Raw genomic sequence first — 15,666 nt, forward strand, 5'->3', positions numbered from 1 at the left:
CCGGTATCGGACGGCAGTACGCGACCATGTGGCCGAAGCGGCGCGATCCGCTCCGCCGAACCGTCTATTTCAGGTCCTGCTGGCCGTAGGTCTTGTAGCGGCTCTTGACCACGCCCAGTTCGTCGTCGCTGAGCATCACCGGGCGGCCGACGCTTTTGGCGAGCAGGTACTGCCTGGCCAGCGTCTCCAGCTTCTCGGTCCGCGCCACGGCGGTGGCGAGGTCGGGCCCATAGGCAATCATGCCATGGTTGGCCAGCAGGCAGGTGTTGCGCGCGGCCAGCGCACGCACCGCAGCCTCCGCCAGCTTCGCCGTGCCGAACGGCGCATAATCCGAGCACGGAACATCGTCGCCACCGAAGGAAGCGATCATGTAGTGAAAGGGCGGCAGGGCTTCGCGCAGGCACGACAGGGCCACACAGTGGTCCGGGTGGGCATGCACCACCGCCTTGGCCTGCGGAAAGGCCTCGTAGATGGCCATATGCATGTTCCATTCGCTGGAAGGACGCGTGGTCCCGCTCCAGCTGCCGTCCGGCGCCACCTCCACCATCATCGAAGCGTCGAGCACGCCCGGCGCAATTCCTGTCGGCGTTATCAGCATGCCGCTTTCCAGCCTGACGCTGATGTTGCCCGACGTGCCGCTGTTGAGCCCCTTCGAGGCGATATGGCGGGTGGCGTCGACCAGAGACTGCCGCGTCTGTTGGTGAAGGGTCATAGCATTCCCGCTCGAGGTGGCCACTGATCGAGATAAGGCGGCGTACTGACCGGCCGACGCATTTCCTCAAGCACCGTGGAGAAGATATCCAGTCCGCCGAGTTTTCCGGATTTGAGCATCATGGCGACACTGAACGGCATTTTCGCGACCATGCGGCCGGTGCCGAGCCCCTGATACGGGCCGAGCAGGAAACGGGAGATCGGCAGCTTGGGAACGATGGCCCCAGCGGTTTCGCCCCCGGCTATGATCAGCCGCCGGACGCCGCAGTCGAAGATCAGCCGCTGCGCCACAGCGGTGAGGAAGTCCTCCGCGGCCCGCGCCACGACGTCGCGTCCGCGCTGCTGCTGCAGGCGCGCGACCTCCTCCTGCGGAGCCATGGTGGCGATCGCGATCGGCCTGCCCCGATCGATCGCCCGCCTGGCTGTCGCCAGCGTCGCGCCGAGCACATCGACGCCCGCCAGCACTTCCGACAGATCGATCGTCACGACCTCGTTGTCGCGGCCGAAATCCGCCAGCTGGTCCGCCGTGCGCGGCGCGACGCTGCCAGCCAGAATCGCCGCCGGCCCGTCGACGCCCGGCAACTCCGCAACGTCGGCGCGGGTCAGGCGACCGGCACGCCTCCATGCCGGAGGGAGATGGGCTGCGACCGACGCGTTGCCGGTCAGCAGCGGCATGTCCGACGCCGCCTCGGCAATGGCGGCGAGATCGCGCTCGTAGATCGTGTCGGTTATCGCAAAGTGGATGCCCTCGGCGGCAAGCCTGTCACAGCGCTCGCGGATCGCCTGTGGCCCCCGGTCGACCACCGGATGCGGGACAAGGCCGACGGCGCGACGGGTCTGCGCGGCGAGAACGCGGACGAGGTTGGAATCCGTCATCGGCGTCAGCGGGTCGAAGCGCTTCGGCGATTCGGCAAGGATCTGCGCACCCCCGAACATGTAGCCTTGGAAAACCGTGCGTTCCGTCTCGCAGAGCGCCGGACAGAACAATGTGAAGCGCGCGCCGAGCAGATCCGCCAACGCCTCGGCACAAGGGCCGATATTGCCGTCCGGTGTGGAATCGAAGGTGGCGCAGTATTTGAAGAAGATCAGCTCGCAGCCCGCTTCGAGCAGCTTCCTGGCGGCCGCCAGCACCTGTTCCACCGCTGTTGCCGCCGGGACCACCCGCACCTTCAGTGCGATGACATGGGCGAGCGAAAGACGATCGATATCGCTCTCGACGCTGGTGGAAAATCCAGTCGGCATGCCACGTGCGACCATCATCGCCGCCAGTTCCGCACCGCCGGTCAGGTCATCGGCAATCGCGCCGAACAGCAACGGGCGTTCTCTCTCCACGGCCACTCTCGTCAGCTCCCAAACTCGCCGGACGACATCGCCCGGCCTCGACCACGCCAGACCCGCACCAGCAACGGATCTGTCGCATCGTCCGCCTGCGTCGCGACACGTTGCCCGGCCTCTCTAGACAACAAACGCCCCGGCCGCCACCGTGCCATGCCGCGACATCAAAGCCCCAGGAACGCCCGCAGCAGGGCCAGTTGGCCGTCCATCATCTGGCGGCCGTAGAGCAGGCGGCATCCCTTCCTTTCGGCGGCCTCAAGCAACCTGGTCTTCTCGGGGACCATGACGATGTCGGCAACAATCATTCCGCCCGAAAGCATTTCCAAATCGACCGGATCGCCGCCATCCTTGCCGCGCATTCCGAGCGACGTGGCGTTGAGCACCATGTCGAAGCCGGTGGGATCGGCCTCCCCCGCACGCAGGGACGCGGCGGGGTAGGCAACTGATACCGCCGCAGCGAGGCCCCGCGCCTTTTCCACGTCGCGGTTGGCAATGACGAGTTCGCGAACGCCCGCCTCGGCCAGGGCGAAAGCCAGGCTGCGACCGGCACCGCCGGCGCCAACCATGAGCACGCGAAGGCCTGCGAGATCGATACCCGCTTCCCTGGCGCCCTGCACGAAGCCGCTGCCGTCCACATTCTCGCCCGTCAGCCTCCCGTCCGGATCGCGCCGGATGTAGTTGACGCTGCCGATCAGGCGCGCCCGTGGCGTCAGATCGTCGAGTAAGGCGGCGACGGGTATCTTGTGAGGAATGGTGACACCGGAACCGACGCAGTTCTTCAGCTTGCGCAAGGCGTCGATCATCAAAGGCAGGTCGTCCGCGCCGACATGGGCGGGCACGCAGACGAAATCGTGGCCGTGAGCGCGCATGAAGGCGGTGATGCTCTCCGTGCCGACGACGTGCCCGACCGGGTCCGCCATGAGCAGCATGATGCTGGTTTGCCCGGTAATGCGTCGAGCGTCCATCCGCGTCCTCCCACCATGCCTTCGCTATTAACATGATCAATATCGGTTAAATCAAGCAGTCCATGGTGATCGAACCATCAAAAGGCCAAGCACCGGCTAGCCGCCCCGGTCCCGGCAATCACCTATAAACACGGCCATATGCACTGGATCAGGGAAAGAGGCCACGCCTCGCGCCGGCAGCCTACAGAAGTCAGTTTATAATGGATAAGTTTATTTGTAAGCCTATCCGTAAACGAGTGTATTCCTTCCCCTCAAGAGGACCATGCTCCATGTCAAAACGGCAAATGCATCTGGCCTGGGCGACCGGCCAGATGACGCCGCAGCTCGTCAGCACGCCCACCATGATTGCCGACCATCTGCAGAATTTCTTCGAAGCGGAATGCTGCGACGGCTTCATGATCTGCCTGTCGCTCCAGGCTACGGCGATCGCGGCCTGTTCAGCCAGCCAATTCGCGCGGCGGAATGATCTCCGGGAGATAGCAGCGAAGGTAAGCGACGCCCGCCAGATGCGCTTCCGCGATGTAGTCGTCGCGGATGAAGCCGTTCTCGATGTAGGAGATGGAAAAGACGCCGTCGATTATGGCGAAGTAGGTGGCGAGGCGGCGCTCCCAGTCCGGAATGACCGGCATCTGGAAATAGTCGTTCAGCATCCGTGACCGGGCATCCACGAGACGGTGGTATTGCGATACGTCGGCGCTCTTGATCTCGACGCTGATGTTGGCGCCGAAAAACAGACGCAGCGCGGCGGGGTGGGCGTTGTGGTAATGCGCGGCGGCCGTCATCTTCTGGCGGAAAAGCTCCTGCCAGCGTGTCGGACGCTGTGGCAAGGGCAGGTTCGAGAGTTCCAGAAGGGCATTGTGATGCACTTCGGCAAGCGCCAGCAGCGCGGATTCCGCGCTCGGGAAGAAGTGGTAGACGGACGCGTTGGGAACCTTCGCCTGCGCGGCGATCTGGTAAAGGCCGATGTCCTGCACCTGATTGGTTTCGAGCAGCTGATCCACCGCCTCCAGCAGCTTGCGGAACCGCACCTGTCCGGGCCTGCGCTGCGGCTGTCTGGCGACGATGCGTTTTGACGGCCGCTCGCCGGCCGGTGCCTCGTCCATGTCGTCGTTCATGATCATCTCGCAATGGCAGCCGGAACCGAAACAAATCCAGTCCCCCGCAAAGGTCAAGTCGGCGATCCGGCCCGCATGGCCCGTGCCGGGCCGCGTGCGCAACCGGAAACCGTCGGCTTACGTGTTTCTCCGCGGCGTCTCCACAAGCAGCCGTTCATTGTCGTTGAGGGCGGCGTCGCGGCTGACGCGGTCGTAGAGCGAGTCACAGAAACGTCAGGAGTCCTACGGCTGCCCCTCGCTTTCACCGAAGGCGGCGGCGACGCGACGGTGTTTCCCGCATGCGTCAGTCCGCCGCCGGCGCGGCCGGATATTGCTGGACGACGCCGCCGCGGACGAGTTGCTCGACCTCGTCGGGGCCGTATCCGAGCACCTCGCCGAGTACCCGCGCCGTGTCCTCGCCGAGCATGGGCGGCGCCTTGTAGCGAGCGTCGCGCTGGGCGCTGAGACCTTGAGCCGGACGGACAAGCGAGACCGGGCCGAGATGATCGCTCTGCAGCGTCTGCACGACGCCGCGCGCCTGGACGGTCGGGCTTTCGAACGCTTCCGGCACCGATTTGACCTCGCCGGCCGGGACGCCATGGCGCAGGCACGCCTGCATCCAGTGGCCGCGCGTGTTGCTGCGGAAGACCTCTCCCAGCATGGCAAGCAGCCCGTCGCGATTGACGGCGCGGGCTGCCGCCGTCGTGTAGAGCGGATTCTTCGGCAGTTCGGGAAGATCCAGGATGCTTTCGCACAGGATCGCGAACTGCTTGTCGTTGCCCACCGCCAGAGCGAAGCTGCCGTCCGAGCATTCGCAGATCTGATAGGGAACGACGTTCGGATGAGCATTGCCGTAACGGCGCGGAATGACGCCGGCGTTGAGATAGCCGCTCCCCACATTGATCAGTGTGTTCAACGCGCATTCCAGCAGCGAGATGTCGACATACTGGCCCTGCCCGGTCTGCTGCCGCTGGTAGAGCGCCGCCAAAACGGACTGCACCGACACCATGCCGGCGATGATGTCCGTCATGGCGACACCGATGCGCTGCGGCTCGCCGTCGACCGGGCCGGTAATCGACATCAGCCCGCTTTCGGCCTGGACAACAAAATCATAACCCGGCCGGTCCCATTCCGGGCCGGTCTGGCCGTAACCGGAGATCGAGCAGTAGATGATCTGAGGATTGAGAGCCTTCAGGGTCTCGTAGTCGATCTTCAGGCGCTGCACGGTGCCGGGGCGGAAGTTCTCGACGACGACGTCGGCCTTCGCCGCCAGGCGATGGATGATCTCCAGCCCCCTCGGGTCCTTGAGGTTCACCGCGATGCTCGACTTGCCGCGATTGGCGCAGAGGTAGTAGGTGCTGACACCCTTATAGCTTGGAACCGACCAGGCGCGGGTATCGTCGCCGCCGTCGACGTTCTCGATCTTCCAGACCTCGGCGCCGAGATCCGCCAGGCTCATGGTTGCCCAAGGCCCGGCCAGGACGCGCGAGAGATCGAGCACCTTTATCCCGGCAAGCGGCAGCCCGGCGGATAGCGGAGCGCCGGCATTGCCTCCATCAGCGATATTCGACATCGGTCTTCGGATCCTTGCATAAAAGGTATCGGCCCGCGGTCAGCCCGCGAGCGCGCTGTCGACCGGTCCTGGAAAATGGCATGCGGCGTGATGCCCCGGCTCGATCTCGACGAGGGGCGGCTTTATCTCGGCGCACTTGTCCTGCACCTTGAAGCAGCGCGTGCGGAACGGACATCCCGACGGCGGGTCGATGGGGCTGGGCACGTCGCCCTGCAGCAGGATCTGCTTGCGATTGCGCTCCAGAGCGGGGTCGGCGACGGGAACGGCCGACATCAATGCCTGGGTATAGGGATGGAGCGGCCGGGCGTAGAGCTTGCCCGCCGGAGCGACCTCGACGAAGCGCCCGAGATACATCACCGCGACCTGATGCGAGATGTGCCGCACGACGGACAGATCGTGGGCGACGAAGACATAGGCCGTCCGCATCTTCTCCTGTATCTCGCGCAGCAGGTTGAGCACCCCCGCCTGAACGGAAACGTCGAGCGCCGAGACCGGCTCATCGAGCACGAGGACTTCCGGCTTCAGGGCCAGCGCGCGGGCGATGACGACGCGCTGCCGCTGACCGCCCGACAATTGGTGCGGATAACGCTCGCCATAGGCGGCAGGCAGGCTGACGAGATCGAGCATCTCCAGCACCCGCTCGCCGCGCTGCGCGCGCGTCATGTCGGTTATACGCAGCGGCTCGGCGATGTTGTCCTTGATGCGCATGCGCGGATGCAGCGAGCCGTAGGGATCCTGGAACACCAGTTGCAGATGGCGGCGCATCTGGCGCATCTCGGCCGCGCCGAGCGCGACCACGTTCACGCCGTTCACCTCCACGCTGCCCGCGGTCGGCTCGATCAGCCGCAGCAGGCAGCGCCCCAGTGTGGACTTGCCACAGCCCGATTCGCCGACAAGGCCGAGCGTTTCGCCACGCTTGAGGTCGAACGACACGTCGTCGACGGCCTTGAGCTGGCCGACTTCGCGACGGATCACCGCGCCTCCCATTATGGGGAACACTTTCCGCAGGCCCCTCACCGAAAGGGCGACCTTCTCGCCCGCAGCATCGGGCCGACTATCCATCGTCTCAGCCATTGTGGGCGGGTTCCAGCGTTTCGGCGGCCCTTGCGCCGCCCGTCCATGCCGGCAGGTCTGCAGCGAAATGGCAGGCCGAGCGATGCGCACCGAAGCTGATCTCCGGCGGTTCCACCTGCCGGCAGATATCCTGTGCGTAACTGCATCGCGGATGGAAGGCGCAGCCCGGCGGGAGTTGCCCCAGCGCGGGGGCCGTGCCTGGAATCGAATAGAGTTTGCCCTGCGAACCCCGCAGATCGGGGATCGAGGCGATGAGGCCGCGTGTGTAGGGGTGCCGCGGATTGGCGAAAAGCTCGCCAACCTTCGCCTCCTCGACGACCCGGCCGGCATAGATGACGGCGACACGATCCGCGTGGCCGGCGACGACGCCGAGGTCGTGCGTGATCAGGACGAGGGCGAGCCCGAGCTTTTCCTTGAGTTCGCGCAGCATGAGCATGATCTGCGCCTGCACGGTGACGTCGAGCGCCGTGGTGGGCTCGTCTGCAACGAGCAGTTCGGGATTGTTGGCGATCGCCATTGCGATCATCACGCGCTGGCGCATGCCGCCGGAGAACTCGTGCGGATACTGCGCGAGCCGCCGATCCGGCTGCGGGATGGCGACGAGTCGCATCAGTTCGATCGCCCGCTCGGTGGCCTTGGCCGTGCTCAGCCCGCGCTGGTGCAGGAACAACGCCTCGCGGATCTGGTCACCAACGGTCATGACCGGATTCAGCGACGACAATGGATCCTGGAAAATCATGCTGATCTGCGATCCACGCAGCCGCCGCATCTCCTTGCGCGGGCTGCCGACCAGTTCCTTCTGCTTGAAGACGACCGATCCGCTGACCACGGCGCTGCGCGCCTGCAGTCCGAGCGAGGCCAGCATGGCCAGCGACTTGCCCGAGCCGGACTCGCCCACGATACCCAAGACCTCGCCGCGTGAAAGATCGAAATCGAGGCCGCGCACCGCCTCCAGCAGGCTGCCCCCCGCTCCCGCAAACCCGACCCTGAGGCCGCGAACGCGAAACAGCGGCTCGCTGCTCGTTTCTGCAAGCCTGGTGGCGTGGGCGATCATTTCGAGGACCTCGGGTCAAAGTAGTCGCGCAGGCCGTCACCGATGAAATTGAAGCCGAGAACCGCCGTCAGGATGGCCAGGCCCGGTCCGAGCGCGATCCACCAGTTGTAGAAATACGTGGCGCCATCGGAAATCATCGCACCCCATTCCGGAGTGGGCGGCGTGGCACCCAGACCGATGAAGCTCAGCGAGGCGGCAAGCAGGATGACCTGCCCCAGATCCATCGTCGCGCTGATCAGCACCGGGGTCCAGCAAAGCGGGAGAATATGTTTGGTGAGGATGCGAAAGTTGCCGGCGCCGGCCGCGACGGCGGCCTCGACGTGCTCCCGCTCGCGCACCTCGAGGACCTGCGCGCGCATCAGCCGCGCATAGACCGGCCACCATACGACGACCATCGCGATCGCGGCGTTACCGAGGCCGGGGCCGAGCGAAGCGGCGACAGCCATCGCCAGCAGGATGGGAGGAAAGGAAAGCGTGACGTCGACAAGCCGCATGATCGCGGCGCCGACGAGGCCGCCTCTGTAGCCGGCGATTGCACCCGCCGCCGAGCCGATCAGCACGGCGCTGACCACCACGATGAAAGCGATCGGCAGGGAATGCTGCGCGCCATAGATTGTCCTCGACAGGACATCGCGGCCCAGCGCATCGGTGCCGAGCAGGAAGGAGGAATTGGGCGGCTGCAGGCGGCGACCTGCAAGACTAAGTGGATCGTGCGACGCGATCAGCGAGGGGAACAGCGTTGCGACCAGCCAGAAAAGCAGCACGACGACGCCGATGATGAAGCTTGGCGTGGCCCATGACGGAAGGCTGAACCGGGTCGATACTCTTTGAGCGATGGCCACTGCGGTCTCCGTCAGCTCAGGCGCACGCGCGGATTCGCCATCACATAGGCGATGTCGGTGAGCAGGTTGGTGACCAGGAACATGACGCCGCCGACGATGGTCACGCCGATGATGGCCGGAAAGTCCAGCGACCGCGCCGCGGTGACGGCATAGCTGCCGACGCCCGGCCAGGCGAAGACGGTCTCCGTCAGGATCGCGCCGGTGATCAGATAGGCGAAGGAGTAGCTGATGACCGTCAGCACCGGCACAAGGATGTTGCGGAACGCATGGCGCAGGACGACGCGCAACTCGCCCGCACCTTTTGCGCGCGCGGTCAGGATGAACTCGCGCTCCATGACTTCCAGCATGTAGGCGCGAACCAGGCGGGAAATGGTTCCCGCTACCGTCCAGCCAAGAACGGCCGCGGGCAGGACGAGATGGGCCAGCGCATCACGAAACGCGGCCATATTGCCGGCCAGGAGCGTATCGATCGTCATGAAACCCGTGACGACCGGCGGCGGGGTCATGCGCGGATTAATGCGCCCCGGCCCCGGCAGTATCTGATACTGGACCGAGAGCAGGTAGAGCAGCGCCAGGCCCAGCCAGAAGATCGGCACGGAGGAGCCGAACAGCGAGAAAAGGCGTGCACCCTGGTCGATGGCCGAGTCGCGATAGTAGGCAGCGAGAAGCCCGAGGGCGATGCCGACGACGCTGCCGATGACCATGGCGGAAATGACCAGTTCGAATGTCGCTGGCAGGCGCGCCATCAGGTCGGTCGAGACCGGGCGGCGGGTGACGAAAGACGTCCCCATGTCGCCCTTCAGCAAGTTGCCGACATAGATCACATACCGCTCCGGCAGACTGCGATCGAGGCCCCAACGCTGCCTCGCCGCCGCAACGATCTCGGGATTGTTCATCTGCTGCTCGCTGACGATGGCCGTGAGCGGATCGCCCTTGGTAACTGTCGTCAGCAGAAACGCCATCGTGACGATGCCCAGCAGGATGAAGGGCATCGCGATGCTGCGGCGGATGACGTAGTTCAGCATCGATGTCCCATCGGTTGTTGCCCTCTGGCGGAGCAATGCCTCGCAACAATATTGACAAGGCCGGTAACGCGCGTCAATAGAAATGAAATTAAGTTCCAAATTTGAGCAGCGTCGAGATTCGACCTGACGGAACCAACAGGGTGAGCAAGGCCCAAAGGCCTTGAGTGTCGGAAGGGAGGACCATGCGTAAGCGTAACAGCCCCGTCGACGTCACGTCCGACCAGGATGGCGGCAAGCACTCCGTGGCGCTGCTGCGGGGGTTGCAGATCCTGCGCGCCTTCACGCCCGCCGACGCGTCTCTCGGCAATCAGGAACTGATCGAGCGCACCGGCCTGCCCAAGGCTACCGTATCGCGCCTGACATACACGCTGCTCGGTCTCGGCTATCTCAACTACGATTCGGCGCTGGGACGCTACAGCATCGGTCCCGCCACGGTCTCGCTCGGCTATTCCGGGCTGAGCACCAGCGCGGTGGTCTACATGGCCAAGCCGCTGATGCAGGCGCTGGCCGTCGAGACCGGCGTAGCCGTCGCCATGGGCATGCGGGACGGCCTCGAGATGGTCTACGTCGCAAATCAACGCCCGGAAACGCCGGTCACGCTGCGGCTGAATGTGGGGTCGCACCTGCCCATCTGGAAGACCTCGATGGGACTGGCCTATCTGGCCGCCATGAACGAGGGGGCGCGCGACATGGTCATCCGCAGGCTCGTCGAAGCCAATCCCGCCACCAGCGACACGATCCTGCGCGCCATCGAGCGCGGCCTCGAAAGTTATGCCCGCCACGGCTTCGTCACCTCGTTTGGCGACTGGTACAGCTACATCAACGCGGTCGGCGTGCCTTTCATGCCGACCGACGGCTCGCAGCTGGTGGCGTTCACCTGCGGCGGCATCAAGGATCTCGCGCCGGTCGACGAATGCCTGTCCAGCTTCGCGCCCAAGCTCAAAAACCTGCTGGCAGAGCTTCAGGGTCGCCTGACGGGCGCTATTCCGCCATCCGGTCAACATCAGATAACGCGGGCGGCCCAGTAAGGGATCGCCGGCGCAGGGTAATCGTCCAATGCCTATTGCCGTCATCTTTCCGAAGGTCAGCTTGGAAACGGACATGGGCTCCATAGCCCGCTGGCTCAAGGATGACGGCGCGCCGGTCAAGCAGGGCGACCCGCTGTTCGAGATCGACAACGACAAGGCCGCGGTGGAGGTGGAAGCCACAGCATCCGGCATCGTGGTGCATGGCCGCCAGGCCGGCGACGAGATCCAGGTCGGCGAGGTTGTCGGCCAGATCCTCCTGCCCGGCGAACAGCCCGTCGGCGAGGCCAGCCCGCCCCAGGTGAAACCCGCGGCCTCCCGCACCGGCGTTGCGGTGCGGGATGTGGCGCCGCCGGCGCCTGCCGCCACATCCTCGCGCGTTATCGCCACACCGCTGGCACGCCGCATCGCCGCACGGCGCGAGATCGACCTCTCTGCCATTCGCGGCTCCGGCCCGCGCGGACGCATCCAGAAGCGCGACCTCCTCGACCTGCCCACCCCGGCGCCGAAGGCATCTGCCACCCACACCCCGCATCTGCACGCCGCCTGGCTGCAGCGGGAAGGCACCAGGACCGTCACCGCCCTTCACGGCTTCGCCTCCGACCACAATGCCTGGCGGAGCCTGCTGGCCGCCGGCCGGCCCGGCGGGCGCCTGCTTGCCATCGACCTTCCCGGCCATGGACGATCGCCGCTGGTCGTGCCCGAAGACCTGGACGCCATCTGCGAAATGGTCGAGGCGCAACTGGCGCTGGAGGGCGTGGACGCGACCACGCTCGTGGCACACTCCTTCGGCGCTGCGGTCGCCGCCAGGCTGGCCATCCGCGGCTTCGTGGCGGTGCGGTCGCTGCTTCTGCTGGCACCCGCCGGCCTCGGCCCGGAAATCCGACTGGAGTTCCTGAAGGGCTTCGTCGCCGCAAAACAGGCGTCGAGCCTGCTGCCCTGGCTGAACGAACTCGTCTCCGATCCGAACGTCATCTCACAAGCCTTCGTCCGGGTGGTGGAGGAGCAGCGCAGGAACGAAGACCTTTCGCGGACGCTGAACCAGTTTGCCCAGCACTATTTCTGCGACGGCACGCAGACCTTCTCGATCCGCTCCGACCTGGAGCGGCTGCGGATACCGGTGCGCATGATCTTCGGCACCGAAGATCGCATCATCCCATTCACCCATGCCCGCGCGCTGCCTGGCCGTGTCGGGCTGCACGCATTCCCGCGATGCGGGCACCTGCCCTATGTGGAGCAGCCGGAACTGACCCTTTCGATCCTCAACGAGATGCTTACCCTCGGCTATGCCGAGACGTGAGGCGGCCCGCGCGTGCCGGCTGCGATCCTGCGGACCGGCGCGGCAGCCAAAACGATCCCTGTAGCAGGCACCAGCCCATGGCACTCGACGCAGACATTTTCGACCAGCTTCTCCACACCATCCGCCGCTTTGTGAAGGAACGCCTCGTTCCGCTGGAATTTGACGTCGCCCGCAACGACCGCATCCCCGACGGGATCCGGCAGGAGATGCGGGATCTCGGACTGTTCGGCCTCTCCATCCCGGTGGAATTCGGCGGGCTCGGCCTCAACATGGAGGAGGAAGCCCGCATCGCCTTCGAACTCGGGCTGACCTCCCCGGCCTTTCGTTCGGTGATCGGCACCAACAACGGCATCGGTTCGCAGGGCCTGGTGATGGACGGAACGGAGGCGCAGAAGACGGCTTATCTACCGCGCCTGGCGACCGGCGAGATCATCAGCTCCTTTGCGCTGACCGAGCCCGAGGCGGGCTCGGACGCCAGTTCCATCCGCACCAGCGCCCGCCGCGACGGAGACGGCTATGTGCTGAACGGCACCAAGCGCTTCATCACCAACGCACCCTATGCCGGCCTGTTCACCGTGTTCGCCCGCACCGAGGCCGAGGGCAAGCCGGAGGGCAGCGTGACCGCGTTTCTGGTGGAGGCCGGAACGCCCGGCCTGTCGCTTGGCAAGGTCGACAAGAAGATGGGGCAAGCCGGTTCGCACACCTGCGACGTGATCTTCGAGAACTGCCGCGTGCCGGTCTCCGCGGTCCTCGGCGGCAAGGAAGGCCAGGGCTTCAAGACGGCGATGAAGGTCCTTGATCGCGGCCGGCTTCACATTTCCGCCTTTTGCGTAGGCGTGGCGGAACGGCTGATCGCCGACAGCCTGGCCTACGCCGTGCAGCGCAAACAGTTCGGCCAGCCCATCGCGGAGTTCCAGCTGATCCAGGCGATGCTGGCTGATAGCCGGGCCGAATCCTATGCGGCGCGCTGCATGGTGCTGGAAACAGCGCGGGCCAAGGATCGCGACGAGAATGTCTCGACCGAAGCGGCCTGCTGCAAGATGTTTGCCAGCGAAATGGTCGGGCGGGTGGCGGACCGCGCGGTGCAGATCCATGGCGGCGCGGGATATATGGAGGAATACGGGATCGAGCGCGCGTATCGCGACGTGCGGCTGTTCCGCATCTATGAGGGAACGACGCAGATCCAGCAGATCCTGATCGCGCGCAACATGATCCGGGAAGCGGCGGCTTCGGCCTGAGGCCCCTGCCGCGCGACAGAACCATTCCCGCCGGCATTGCGCGCAGGCTCAAGGCCGGGCAGCCGGATGTGGCTGCCCAAAGGAATCGGTACCGCTGCAGTGAAATCGAATAAATTATCATTTGCAAAGCACCGCCTGCCCGCCGTACCGTGACCTGATTGCAAGCATGGAGGCCGGCCCGATGCAGGGCGAGCGGCAGATGAGGAACCGGGGCATCAAGCGCGTCCATGACCTTCTGGACGCGACCGAGTTCCTGCTGGCGGAGAAGAGCAACGAGGATGTCAGCCTCGCACAGATCGCCGATCACGCCGGCATACCGCTTGCATCCGTCTACCATTTCTTCCCCAACAGGAACGCCGCCTTCGTCGCTCTCGCGAGGCGCTTCAACGAGCATTTCTACCGCCTCGCCATCGAGCCGATGAACCCGCCGCCCGCCTCATGGCAGGAGGTGGTCGCCACCAAGCAGCGGAACGGAGCGGCCTTCCTGAATGCGCATCCGGCGGCCCTGCGCCTGTTCCTGGGGGCCGGCGTAAGCGTCGACGTCCGCGCCACGGACTGGGCCGGCAACGAGGCCGTGGCCCGCTCACGCGTCAGGCTGCTGGAGGCCTATTTCCACCTGCCCTACATACGCGACTTCCAGACCAAGATCGCCGTGGCGCTGGCCCAGCAGGACGGCATATGGGCGTTTTCCTATGGCCGCTTCGGCTGTATCACGCCCGAGATGGTCGCCGCTTCGGCGGAAGCGTCCGTCTCCTATCTGCGCATCTATCTTCCGGGACACCTCGAACCGAGGGATGCCGACCCGCAGTCCCTGTCGGCCATAGATGTACTGGCGGCAGACGACTCGAACAGCGAAGATTGTCGTTGAAAATCGAATTTTCTATCAATAGGATTTGACCATCTCTCTCCCAGCCAGCCGATGGGTCTCATCATGCCGTCCAATATGACCGATACCAACGCGACGGATCTCGCGTATCACCTGCACTCCCAGACCAATCCGCAGGCGCTGTCGCGCGAAGGCGCCTATGTCGTCGTCAAGGGCGACGGGCCTCACGTCATCGACGAAAGCGGCAAGCGCTATATCGACGCCATGGCCGGGCTGTGGTGCGCGTCGCTGGGCTTTAACAACGCACGGCTCGGACGGGCCGCGGCCGCGCAGTACGAGCAGCTCGGCTATTATCACAGCTTCTACGGGCGCACGAACCCGCAAGCCGCGGCGCTTAGCAAGAAGCTTGTCGAAGTGACGGGCATGAAAGACGGTAAGACGTTCTTCGTCACCTCCGGGTCCGAGGCCAACGAGACGATGGTGAAGCTTGCCTGGCTCTACCATGCCGGGCGCGGCAAGCCGACAAAGCGCAAGATCATCGCACGCGACCGTTCCTTCCACGGGTCGACGATCGTGGCCAGCTCGATGTGCGGCCTGGAAATGATGCACCGGGAGTTCGGCCTGCCGCTGTCGGGCTTCCTCCACACGCTGCATCCGAACAGCTACCGCGTCCGCCAGAAGGGCGAGAGCGAAGCCGATTTCGTGACGCGTCTGGCGGCCGAGCTCGAGAACATGATCGTCCGCGAGGGACCCGACAGCATCGCCGCCTTCATCGCCGAGCCGGTGATGGCCGCTGGCGGCATCCTGCCGCCGCCGCAAGGCTATTTCCCGGCCATCCAGAAGGTTCTGGCGAAGTACGACATCCTTTGCCTCGACGACGAGGTCGTGTGCGGCTTCGGCCGGACGGGCAACTGGTTCGGTCGCGAGACGGTCGGCATGGTGCCCGACATGATGTCGCTCGCCAAGGGCATCACCTCGTCCTACTTCCCGCTCGCCGCGGTGGTCGTCTCGCCGAAAATCGTCGAGGCGGTCGAGCGCTACAACGAGGCCGGCACGTCCTTCGGCCATGGCTTCACCAATGCGGCGCACCCGGTGGGCGCGGCGGTGGCCGCCGAAACCGTGGCGATCTACGAGGAGGAGGATATCGTCGGCCGCGTGCGCAAGATGGGGCCGCTCCTGCGCGAACGGCTGAAGCAGGCGACGGACGGCTCGCCCATCGTCGGCGACCTGCGCGGGGTGGGGCTGATGTACGGCGTCGAACTGGTCGAGGATCCTTCCACCGGCGCGCCTTTCGCGCCGGCGCGTCTGATCGGCGCACAGCTTGCCGCCAGAGCCTACGAGCACGGCCTGGTAGTTCGCGCCATGCGCGATACGATCGGCTTCTGCCCGCCCCTCATCATCGATGAGAAGGACATAGAGGAGATCGGCGGCAAGCTGGAAAAGGCGCTGCGCGACACCGAAAAGGCCGTCAGAGAAAAGAGCATCTAGAGCCGGCCGGCGAAGGCCAAACGCGGTTTGCGCGCCGTTGAACCGCCAGGGACAATGACAAAAAGCGCTTCCCGGGTCCGGTATAGACCCGGAGCGCCACCGGCGGCCTCATCCGG

At 65.2% G+C, this 15,666-nt stretch carries 14 protein-coding genes; 5 read left to right on the forward strand and 9 right to left on the reverse strand.

The genetic code is table 11. The features are described 5' to 3' along the window. Positions 1–64 precede the first annotated feature (64 nt). From ACSBOB_RS31710 to ACSBOB_RS31750, 9 genes are all read right to left on the reverse strand, one after another. A complete protein-coding gene (locus ACSBOB_RS31710; protein ID WP_442579992.1) occupies positions 65–712 on the reverse strand; it encodes a class II aldolase/adducin family protein in 648 nt (215 codons plus the stop codon). Continuing rightward, positions 709–2,049 carry a 3-oxo-tetronate kinase gene (otnK, locus tag ACSBOB_RS31715; protein WP_442579993.1) on the reverse strand — a complete coding sequence of 447 codons (1,341 nt, stop codon included), beginning with the start codon at positions 2,047–2,049 and terminating at the stop codon, positions 709–711. The genes ACSBOB_RS31710 and otnK overlap by 4 nt, the downstream gene beginning before the upstream one ends. Positions 2,050–2,210: 161 nt before the next feature. Continuing rightward, a complete protein-coding gene (locus tag ACSBOB_RS31720) occupies positions 2,211–3,011 on the reverse strand; it encodes a shikimate dehydrogenase family protein (RefSeq protein ID WP_442579994.1) in 801 nt (266 codons plus the stop codon). 437 nt (positions 3,012–3,448) lie between these two features. Beyond that, a complete protein-coding gene (locus tag ACSBOB_RS31725; RefSeq protein ID WP_442579995.1) occupies positions 3,449–4,126 on the reverse strand; it encodes a TetR/AcrR family transcriptional regulator in 678 nt (225 codons plus the stop codon). Positions 4,127–4,409: 283 nt separating this feature from the next. Then, complete coding sequence (locus ACSBOB_RS31730) at positions 4,410–5,678, reverse strand: CaiB/BaiF CoA transferase family protein (RefSeq protein WP_442579996.1); 1,269 nt, start codon at positions 5,676–5,678, stop codon at positions 4,410–4,412. 39 nt (positions 5,679–5,717) lie between these two features. Further along, entirely contained in the window at positions 5,718–6,752 is a 1,035-nt protein-coding gene (locus tag ACSBOB_RS31735; RefSeq protein WP_442579997.1) for an ABC transporter ATP-binding protein, read from the reverse strand. After that, positions 6,745–7,806 (reverse strand): ABC transporter ATP-binding protein, encoded by a 1,062-nt coding sequence (locus ACSBOB_RS31740; protein WP_442579998.1) that lies wholly within the window; start codon positions 7,804–7,806, stop codon positions 6,745–6,747. The genes ACSBOB_RS31735 and ACSBOB_RS31740 overlap by 8 nt, the downstream gene beginning before the upstream one ends. Next, a complete protein-coding gene (locus ACSBOB_RS31745; RefSeq protein ID WP_442583891.1) occupies positions 7,803–8,642 on the reverse strand; it encodes an ABC transporter permease in 840 nt (279 codons plus the stop codon). The genes ACSBOB_RS31740 and ACSBOB_RS31745 overlap by 4 nt, the downstream gene beginning before the upstream one ends. A 17-nt stretch (positions 8,643–8,659) precedes the next feature. After that, the gene (locus ACSBOB_RS31750) at positions 8,660–9,673 is read right to left on the reverse strand and encodes an ABC transporter permease (protein ID WP_442579999.1); all 1,014 of its coding nucleotides are present in this window, start codon (positions 9,671–9,673) and stop codon (positions 8,660–8,662) included. A 182-nt stretch (positions 9,674–9,855) separates the two neighbouring features. Here ACSBOB_RS31750 and ACSBOB_RS31755 point away from each other — a divergent pair, with 182 nt between their 5' ends. From ACSBOB_RS31755 to ACSBOB_RS31775, 5 genes are all read left to right on the forward strand, one after another. Beyond that, positions 9,856–10,701, forward strand: coding sequence for an IclR family transcriptional regulator (locus ACSBOB_RS31755; protein ID WP_442580000.1), 846 nt, complete (start codon positions 9,856–9,858; stop codon positions 10,699–10,701). A 73-nt stretch (positions 10,702–10,774) separates the two neighbouring features. Then, the gene (locus ACSBOB_RS31760) at positions 10,775–11,998 is read left to right on the forward strand and encodes an acetoin dehydrogenase dihydrolipoyllysine-residue acetyltransferase subunit (RefSeq protein ID WP_442580001.1); all 1,224 of its coding nucleotides are present in this window, start codon (positions 10,775–10,777) and stop codon (positions 11,996–11,998) included. A gap of 77 nt (positions 11,999–12,075) precedes the next feature. Next, positions 12,076–13,236, forward strand: coding sequence for an acyl-CoA dehydrogenase family protein (locus tag ACSBOB_RS31765; RefSeq protein WP_442580002.1), 1,161 nt, complete (start codon positions 12,076–12,078; stop codon positions 13,234–13,236). Positions 13,237–13,435: 199 nt separating this feature from the next. Continuing rightward, positions 13,436–14,104 carry a TetR/AcrR family transcriptional regulator gene (locus ACSBOB_RS31770; RefSeq protein WP_442580003.1) on the forward strand — a complete coding sequence of 223 codons (669 nt, stop codon included), beginning with the start codon at positions 13,436–13,438 and terminating at the stop codon, positions 14,102–14,104. Positions 14,105–14,167: 63 nt separating this feature from the next. Further along, on the forward strand, positions 14,168–15,550 hold the full coding sequence (locus tag ACSBOB_RS31775) for an aminotransferase (protein WP_442580004.1): 1,383 nt from the start codon (positions 14,168–14,170) through the stop codon (positions 15,548–15,550). Positions 15,551–15,666: the final 116 nt, after the last annotated feature.

The organism is Mesorhizobium sp. KACC 23794 (assembly GCF_052180275.1).
In the GTDB taxonomy this organism is placed as follows: domain Bacteria; phylum Pseudomonadota; class Alphaproteobacteria; order Rhizobiales; family Rhizobiaceae; genus Kumtagia.